Genomic DNA, 7,807 nt, shown 5'->3' with positions numbered 1-7,807 from the left:
CCCTCATTTTATCCGTGTCTGCCCTTGCTTTGCGGGCGCGGTGGGTCTACAAATTCTGTTTTGGGGCTGGGGCTTTTGGGGTGGCCGGCCGGGGCCGGGCACTACCCGGTGCTTCAGCGCTGCAGGCCGGGAAGGTCACGCAGGTCGTCGATGACCGCCACGGCATGCGCCGTTTCCAGGTCCAGGCCACGCGGGTAGCCGTAGCGCACCAGCGCGATCGGCATGCCCGCGTCTTCGGCGGCGCGGTAGTCGGTGAGCGAGTCACCGACCATCAGGCAGGCGTCCACCGCCAGACCGAAGTGCGCAGCGATATGCCGCAGCGGTTCACCACTCGGCTTGCGCTGCGGCAGCGAATCACCGCCCAGCACCAGCGAAAACGCATCGCCGATACCCAGGTGCTGCAGCAGCGGCGGCACCAGCGCCGCCGGCTTGTTGGTGCAGATGGCCAGCGGCACGCCACGCGCGCGCAGCAGGGCCAGCGCTTCGGGCACGCCGTCGAACAGGCGCGGGCTGCGCAGCAGGCACTCGCGGTAATGCACCATGAACGTCGGCATCACCTCGGCCAGATCGATGTCACTACCGGCGGCATGCACGGCCTGCTCCACCAGCCGCCGCACGCCATCGCCGATCCAGCCCAGCACGGTGGCTTCAGGCACGCGCGCCAGGCCGATGTCTTCCAGCGTGCGGTTCAGCGCTTCGGCGATATCGGCCGCGCTGTCCACCAGCGTGCCGTCCAGATCAAACACAACCAACGGGTAGGGATACGACAAGGGACGGCACCTGTACGACGTGGGCCGTCCATTGTACGCCCCGCTCTTTTCCCGAGCAGACCGGGCAGATCGGCCTCAGCCGATCCGGCGCGCGCGGGTGGCCAGGAAGGTGGGCAGGTAGCGATCGATCAGGAAGCGCGGCTGCGGCTGCCAGTCTTCCATGAAGCGCTCGACCACGAAGCCGGCATCGAGCTGGCCACCGATCAGTTCACCCAGGCTGTGGCCAAAGGTCAGCGCTTCGCCACGCGCCAGCTTGGCCTCGCGCTCGTCGGCGGGCAGGTCTTCCAGGTCCGAATACGGAATGGCAAACCGCGGGCGGATCAGGCCCTGTTCCTGCAGCTGCGGATCGCGCGCGCCCACGAACACCACCGGGTTGTAGAAGCTGGCCAGCAGCAGGCCATCCCGGGCCAGCACGCGCTGGCACTCGGCCCACACCGGGCGCACGTCGGGCACGTACAGATTGGAAATGGGGTGGAACACCACATCGAAGCTGCCATCGGGGAAGGCGTGCAGGTCACGCATGTCGCCCTGCACGGTGCGCAACGTCAGGCCGTCGCGCTGGGCCACGCTGCGGTCCTGCGCCAGCTGCCCGTCGGACAGATCGAACACGGTGACGATCGCGCCGGCGGCGGCCAGTACCGGCGCCTGCTGGCCACCGGCCGAGGCCAGGCAGAGGATGCGGCGGCCGCGCACATCGCCCAGCCAGTCCAGCGGCAACGCGCGTGGCGTCAGGTGTACCTGCCAGCGGCCCTGGCGGGCAGCGGCGATGGTGTCCGCATCAACGGGGCGAGACCAGTCGCGGACCTCGCGTGCCTGCCGGTCCCACGCCGCGCGGTTGTGGTCGAGCAGTGCCTGTCCATGGTTCATGTGTCCTCCTTGATCGCTGGGCGCCAATCCAGATCCTGGAAGGCCGGGCTGGCAAAACACTCGGCCAGGAAATCCAGGAACCGCCGCATGATAGCGGGCTGCTGTCGACGCGATGCGTACACGGCATGAATGCCCAGCTCGTCCAGTTCGTAGGCCGGCAGCAGCTGCACCAGTTCGCCCGAACGCAGCAGCGGTGCTACCTGGTAGGTCGGCAGCATGGCGATGCCGGCACCGGCGCGCACCGCTTCCAGCAGCAGCGAGGCTTCGTTGGCACTGATGTTGCCGCCTACCGCCACCGACAGCGTGCGGCCGTCGCGGTGCAGCTGCCACAGGCTCTTTCCTACGTAATGATGGGTGAGGCAGTTGTGCGCGGGCAGCTGTTCCGGCGCGCTGGGCGTGCCGTGCGCCTGCAGGTAGGCGGGCGTTGCGCACAGCACCGAGCGGCAGGTGGCCAGCCGTCGCGCGATCAGGCTCGGGTCGATCTGGCGCGCGATGCGCACCGCCAGGTCCACGCGCTCCTCCACCAGGTTGACCATGCGGTCGACCAGCAGCAGCTCGATGCGCGCCGCCGGATGGCGCTGCACGAAGGCAGCCACCGCGCGGGCCAGATGGCTCTGCCCGAACGACACGCTGGCGGTGATGCGCAGGGTGCCGTGCGGCTCGGGATCGTCGCTGGCCAGTTCGCCCTGCAGCTCCTCGCCGATGGCCAGCATCTGCCGGAAGCGCGCCAGCGCGGCTTCACCGGCGCCGGTCAGGCTGATCCGCCGCGTGGTCCGGTGCAGCAGGCGCGCGCCCAGCCAGCTTTCCACTTCGGCGAGGTAGCGGCTGACCATGGCCCGGGACATGTCCAGCACCTCGGCGGCGGCGGTCAGGCTGCCGCGCTCGGCCACTTCGACGAACACGGTCATGGCGGTCAATCGGTCCATCTGCTCGATCCATGCAACAAACAAGCGCGTTATACGCTGTTTTTCGAGCAACTGCAGCGGCCTACAGTGGCCTCGTTCCCCCCCATTCCGCCCCAAGGAGTTCCGCCATGAAGATCGCCCTCGTCGGTGCCACCGGCAACATCGGCCGCCAGATCGCCCGCCACGCGCTGGCCAACGGCCACCAGGTCACGGCCGTGGTCCGCAGTGAAAAGGACCTGCCGGCCGAACTGGCCGGTGCCCAGCTGGCCATCGCCGCGCTGGACGACACCGACGCCCTGGCTGCGGTGATTGCCGGCCACGACGTGCTGGCCAGCGCCTACGGCCCGCGCCCGGGGGATGACATCGCCCAGATCGCCACCGTGGCCGACCAGCTGGTCGCCGCCGCACGCCAGGCCAAGGTGCCGCGCGTGGTGGTGGTCGGTGGTGCCGGCAGCCTGGAGATCGCGCCGGGCGTGCAGCTGGTCGACACCCCGGATTTCCCGGCCGCCTACAAGCCCTACGCACTGGCCGCGCGCGAAGCACTGAAGCGCCTGCAGGCCGTGGACGACCTGGACTGGACCTTCTTCTCGCCCGCGGCGGAAATCGGCCCGGGCGACGAGCGCGGCCAGTACCGCGTGCAGGCGAAGACCTTCCTCGCCGATGCCAGCGGCCACAGCCGCATCAGCTACGCCGATTACGGTGCGGCCTTCGTGGCCGAGCTGGAAGCGGCCAAGTACCCGAAGCAGATCATCACTGCGGCGTATTGATCGATACGTTTCCCCGGTAGAGCCGAGCCTGCGCTCGGCTCGAGGCAACCACTGCAGCCGAGCATGGGCTCGGCTCTACACGAGGAATCGTTGATGCGTACTGCTGCCCTGCTGCTTCCCCTCGCACTGGCTGCCGGTTTCGCCAGTGCACCGCTGCTGGCCGCACCGGCCACGCCCGCAGCCACCGCGGCGAAGCAATCACAGCTGCACCTGCAGACCTTCCATCCCGGCCCGCAGGCGATGTTTTCGGTGTCCTCGGTGCTGATCGAAGGCCGCCATGAGGCGATCCTGGTCGATGCGCAGTTCGCGGCCAGCGATGCGCGCGCACTGGTCGAAAAGATCCGCGCCAGCGGCAGGCAGCTGACCACGATCTACATCAGCCACGGCGATCCGGATTACTACTTCGGCCTGGCCACGCTGCAGGATGCCTTCCCGCAGGCACGCATCGTCGCCACCGCGCAGACCGTCGGCCACATCAAACAGACCCAGGCCGGCAAGCTGGCGTACTGGGGCCCGAAGATGGGTGCTGATGTGCCCGCGCGCATCGTCGTGCCGCAGGTGCTGGACGGCGATGCGCTGCAGCTGGAAGGCCAGCGCCTGCCGCTGATCGGGCTGGATGGGCCGACGCCGGACCGCACGGTGCTGTGGGTGCCGTCGCTGCGCGCGATCGTCGGCGGCATTCCGGTGGTGGCCGGTGAGCATGTGTGGATGGCCGATACGCAGACGCCGCAGTCGCATGCCGATTGGCTGCAGACGCTGCAGCGGTTGCAGGCGCTGAAGCCGAAGGTGGTGGTGCCGGGTCATTACGCGCCGGGTGCGGCGCTGGATGCGAGCGCGCTGCGTTTCACTGCCGATTACATCCGCGCGTTCGATGTGGAAGCGGGCAAGGCGAAGGACAGTGCGGCGCTGGTGAAGGCGATGCAGGCGCGTTATCCGACGCTGGCGGGCGTGGAGTCGCTGGAGCTGAGTGCGAAGGTGGCCAAGGGCGAGATGCAGTGGCCTTGAGGTAGGTGGTTTCTTTTTGCAGGGCTGCGCCCTGCACCTGCTCAATGCAACGGCAACAGCCGGAGCAACAGCAACAGCTGAGCATCTTTGGGTTGGCGGGGTGGGTCCGGTTGCGGGGGACGCCGTGAATCCGGCCATGGAGGCTCGGTCGCGCTTGCTCGTGTGCGCTGTCCTGCGCACACGGCAAGACCGGGGTTGGGCGTCCTGCCCAACCCGCCCGAGGCATGCCTCGGGCCCATGCGGCTCACACCCCGCAAACCCACAGTGCCCCGCCTTCGATAGTTTCCCGCGAGCTGTGGGAACCTGCTGCTGATGGTGGGTGCCGACCGTTGGTCGGCACGGGGTCGGATCCCGTTGCGACGCAACGGGCTCTGACCCCAGTGTGGGTGACTAGATATCTGTTGGATTGTTCGGGTCGTGCCCGAACAGTTCGCCCTGCACGACCGGTTCTTTATCGCGGAATCCGCCGAGGCCGACGCCGACCAGGCGGTAGCGGGTGTCGGCGGGCAGGTCGACGCGGGCGCGCAGGGACAGGGCGATGTCGCGCAGTTCCTGCAGCGATTCCGGTGGGCGGTCAGGGGTGTAGCTGCGGGTGAGGATGCGGAACTGGGCGGTCTTCAGTTTCAGCACCACGGTGTGGCCGATGCGTTCGGTCTTGCGCGTGGCGTTCCAGGTTTTCTCGGCCAGCTGCACGATGGCCTCGCCCAGGTCTTCCAGCAGCAGGTCTTCGGCAAAGGTGTCCTCCGAGGAAATCGACTGCACCTGCTGGTCCGGTTCCACCGGGCGTTCGTCGATGCCGCGGGCGCGGTTGTACAGGCTGCGGCCGAAGCTGCCGAAATTTTCTTCCAGGTCCGGCAGCGTCCAGTTGCGCAGGTCACCACAGGTGATGATGCCGCGCTCGGCCAGCTTGCCTTCCATCACCTTGCCCACGCCCGGCACGCTCTTCACCGGCAGGGTCAGCAGGAACGCGTCCACGCGCTGCGGTGGGATGACGAACTGGCCGTCAGGCTTGCGCCAGTCCGAGGCGATCTTGGCCAGGAACTTGTTCGGCGCGATGCCGGCTGAAGCAGTCAGGTTCGTCTCTTCGCGGATCTGCGCGCGGATGGTGCGGGCGATTTCGGTGGCCAGTTCGATGCCGCTCTTCGGCACGGTCACGTCCAGGTAGGCCTCGTCCAGCGACAGCGGTTCGACCAGATCGGTATGGCGCAGGAAGATCTCGCGCACCTGGCGTGACACGGCTTTGTAACGCGCGAAATCCGGCGGCACGAAGATCGCATCCGGGCACAGGCGCTCGGCACGCAGGGCCGGCATCGCCGAGCGCACGCCGAATACCCGCGCTTCGTACGAGGCCGCGCACACCACCGAACGCGCGCCGCGCCAGGCCACGACAACCGGCTTGCCGCGCAGTGACGGGTCGTCACGCTGCTCCACCGACGCGTAGAAGGCGTCCATGTCGACGTGGATGATCTTGCGCAGTGCGTTCATGGTTGGCTGACATGATAACCGCACCGTACCGGTCCAGACGGCGAAGTATGGTCGTTGTGCATCAACGGGATGCGTGATTCCCGGGGAAAACACTACGCACGCGTACGGTGCGGCGGTTTGATTCCCGTTGCAACCGTCGTGCATCCTCGGGAACTTGTTGCCTTGTTTTCGCTTCCAGGAATGCGCTTTCCATGACTCGTCTCCACGCGTTCAACCGTGACCAGCTGCTGGCCAGCGCCCGCGGTGAACTGTTCGGCGCCGCCGCCGGCCGTCTGCCCAACGACCCGATGCTGATGTTCGACCGCATCACCGAAATCCGCGAGGACGGCGGACCGCATGGCAAGGGCATGGTACGTGCCGAACTGGATATCCGCCCGGACCTGTGGTTCTTCGGCTGCCACTTCATCGGCGACCCGGTGATGCCCGGCTGCCTGGGCCTGGATGCGATGTGGCAGCTGACCGGCTTCTACCTGACCTGGCTGGGTGCGCCCGGCAAGGGCCGCGCCCTGGGCTGCGGCGAGGTGAAGTTTACCGGCCAGGTGCTGCCGGAAGCCAAGCTGGTGCGCTACGAGATCGACATCACCCGCGTCATCAACCGCAAGCTGGTGATGGCCCAGGCCGATGCCCGCATGTACGTGGACGACCGCGAGATCTACAACGCCCGCGACCTGCGCGTGGGCCTGTTCACTGAAACCGGGAGCTTCTGATGCGTCGCGTCGTCATCACCGGCATGGGCATCACCTCGTGCCTGGGCAATGATCTGGATACCGTTTCCTCGGCGCTGCGCGAAGGCCGCGCCGGCATCACCGCGCTGCCCGACCACGCCGAAGCCGGCCTGCGCAGCCAGATCGGTGGCCGCGTGGACCTGGACCTGGATGCGCAGATCGACCGCAAGCAGAAGCGCTTCATGAGCGATGCGGCCGCCTTCGCCTACATCGCCATGCGCGATGCGATCACCGATGCCGGCCTGTCGCCGGAACAGGTGAGCGCGCTGCGCACCGGCCTGATCGCCGGTTCCGGCGGTGGCTCCAGCGAATGGCAGGTGGGTGCCGTCGACCTGCTGCGCGCCCGTGGCGTGCGCAAGGTCGGCCCGTACATGGTGCCGCGCACGATGTGCTCCACCGTGTCGGCCTGCCTGGCCACTGCCTACCAGATCAAGGGCGTCAGCTACTCGCTGTCGGCCGCCTGCGCGACCTCGGCGCACTGCATCGGCGCGGCCGCGGACATGATCCGCCACGGCGCGCAGGACATCATGTTCGCCGGTGGCGGCGAAGACCTGCACTGGTCGATGAGCGTGATGTTCGATGCGATGGGCGCGCTGTCGACCAGCTTCAACGACACCCCGGCCAGCGCCTCGCGCCCGTATGACAAGGACCGCGATGGCTTCGTCATCGCCGGTGGCGGCGGCATGCTGGTGCTGGAAGACTACGACCACGCCGTGGCCCGCGGTGCGCGCATCCATGCCGAGCTGATCGGCTATGGCGTGACCTCCGACGGTGCCGACATGGTCGCCCCGTCCGGTGAGGGCGCGGTGCGGTGCATGAAGATGGCGCTGCAGAACGTCGACCGTCCGCTGGATTACCTCAATACCCACGGCACCTCGACGCCGCTGGGCGACGTGACCGAGCTGGGTGCGATCCGCGAAGTGTTCGGCGATGCGGTGCCGCCGCTGTCGTCGACCAAGGCGCTGTCGGGCCACTCGCTCGGCGCGGCCAGCGTGCACGAGGCGATCTACTGCCTGCTGATGATGCGCGATGGTTTCGTAGCCGGTTCGGCCAACATCACCGAGCTGGACCCGGCGGTGGAAGGCTTCCCGATCCTGCGCGAGAGCCGCGAGCAGAAGCTGGACACGGTGATGTCCAACAGCTTCGGTTTCGGTGGTACGAACGCAGCGCTGGTGTTCGGCCGCGTTTGATTGGAAGGCGTGCCGCCCAACCGTCGGCACCCACCGTAGCGCCGCGGCCAGACCCGGCCGGGCGGGGGCGACGGGCCCCCCCCCCCCGCGCCC

General features: G+C 67.9%; 8 protein-coding genes. 4 read left to right on the top strand and 4 right to left on the bottom strand.

Annotated features, from left to right (window positions below; all coding sequences use genetic code 11):
• Positions 1–113 precede the first annotated feature (113 nt).
• The 3 genes from gph to ACVOK1_RS19540 all read right to left on the bottom strand — a co-directional run bounded on the left by gph (position 114) and on the right by ACVOK1_RS19540 (position 2,563).
• Entirely contained in the window at positions 114–770 is a 657-nt protein-coding gene (gene gph, locus ACVOK1_RS19550; RefSeq protein ID WP_481562998.1) for a phosphoglycolate phosphatase, read from the bottom strand.
• 75 nt (positions 771–845) lie between these two features.
• A complete protein-coding gene (locus ACVOK1_RS19545) occupies positions 846–1,637 on the bottom strand; it encodes a class I SAM-dependent methyltransferase (RefSeq protein ID WP_108767615.1) in 792 nt (263 codons plus the stop codon).
• Positions 1,634–2,563, bottom strand: a complete 930-nt coding sequence (locus ACVOK1_RS19540; RefSeq protein ID WP_481562997.1) for a LysR family transcriptional regulator — start codon at positions 2,561–2,563, stop codon at positions 1,634–1,636. The genes ACVOK1_RS19545 and ACVOK1_RS19540 overlap by 4 nt, the downstream gene beginning before the upstream one ends.
• Positions 2,564–2,670: 107 nt before the next feature.
• Between ACVOK1_RS19540 and ACVOK1_RS19535 the strand changes: the two genes are divergently transcribed.
• Both ACVOK1_RS19535 and ACVOK1_RS19530 read left to right on the top strand, forming a co-directional pair.
• Entirely contained in the window at positions 2,671–3,309 is a 639-nt protein-coding gene (locus tag ACVOK1_RS19535; RefSeq protein WP_108767613.1) for an NAD(P)-dependent oxidoreductase, read from the top strand.
• A 93-nt stretch (positions 3,310–3,402) separates the two neighbouring features.
• Positions 3,403–4,314: an MBL fold metallo-hydrolase gene (locus ACVOK1_RS19530; protein ID WP_481562996.1), complete on the top strand. Its 912-nt coding sequence runs from the start codon at positions 3,403–3,405 to the stop codon at positions 4,312–4,314.
• Positions 4,315–4,704: 390 nt separating this feature from the next.
• Here the strand turns inward: ACVOK1_RS19530 and dinB are convergent, their stop codons facing one another.
• A complete protein-coding gene (gene dinB / locus ACVOK1_RS19525) occupies positions 4,705–5,799 on the bottom strand; it encodes a DNA polymerase IV (protein ID WP_108767611.1) in 1,095 nt (364 codons plus the stop codon).
• Between the two features lie 191 nt (positions 5,800–5,990).
• Between dinB and fabA the strand changes: the two genes are divergently transcribed.
• Both fabA and fabB read left to right on the top strand, forming a co-directional pair.
• A complete protein-coding gene (fabA, locus tag ACVOK1_RS19520) occupies positions 5,991–6,506 on the top strand; it encodes a 3-hydroxyacyl-[acyl-carrier-protein] dehydratase FabA (protein WP_079220498.1) in 516 nt (171 codons plus the stop codon).
• The gene (fabB, locus tag ACVOK1_RS19515; protein WP_481562995.1) at positions 6,506–7,714 is read left to right on the top strand and encodes a beta-ketoacyl-ACP synthase I; all 1,209 of its coding nucleotides are present in this window, start codon (positions 6,506–6,508) and stop codon (positions 7,712–7,714) included. Before fabA ends, fabB begins: the two co-directional genes overlap by 1 nt.
• Positions 7,715–7,807 lie beyond the last annotated feature (93 nt).

The organism is Stenotrophomonas sp. STEN087 (assembly GCF_056759115.1).
The sequence above is the reverse complement of the archived record's forward strand: the minus strand, read 5'-3'. Positions and strand labels throughout refer to the sequence as shown.

What these genes read in the sequence shown, in the direction of transcription:
- ACVOK1_RS19545 (WP_108767615.1), bottom strand. Translation starts at nt 1,637, where the DNA reads ATGAACCATGGACAGGCACTGCTCGACCACAACCGCGCGGCGTGGGAC.
- ACVOK1_RS19540 (WP_481562997.1), bottom strand. Translation starts at nt 2,563, where the DNA reads ATGGACCGATTGACCGCCATGACCGTGTTCGTCGAAGTGGCCGAGCGC.
- ACVOK1_RS19535 (WP_108767613.1), top strand. Translation starts at nt 2,671, where the DNA reads ATGAAGATCGCCCTCGTCGGTGCCACCGGCAACATCGGCCGCCAGATC.
- ACVOK1_RS19530 (WP_481562996.1), top strand. Translation starts at nt 3,403, where the DNA reads ATGCGTACTGCTGCCCTGCTGCTTCCCCTCGCACTGGCTGCCGGTTTC.
- dinB (WP_108767611.1), bottom strand. Translation starts at nt 5,799, where the DNA reads ATGAACGCACTGCGCAAGATCATCCACGTCGACATGGACGCCTTCTAC.
- fabA (WP_079220498.1), top strand. Translation starts at nt 5,991, where the DNA reads ATGACTCGTCTCCACGCGTTCAACCGTGACCAGCTGCTGGCCAGCGCC.
- fabB (WP_481562995.1), top strand. Translation starts at nt 6,506, where the DNA reads ATGCGTCGCGTCGTCATCACCGGCATGGGCATCACCTCGTGCCTGGGC.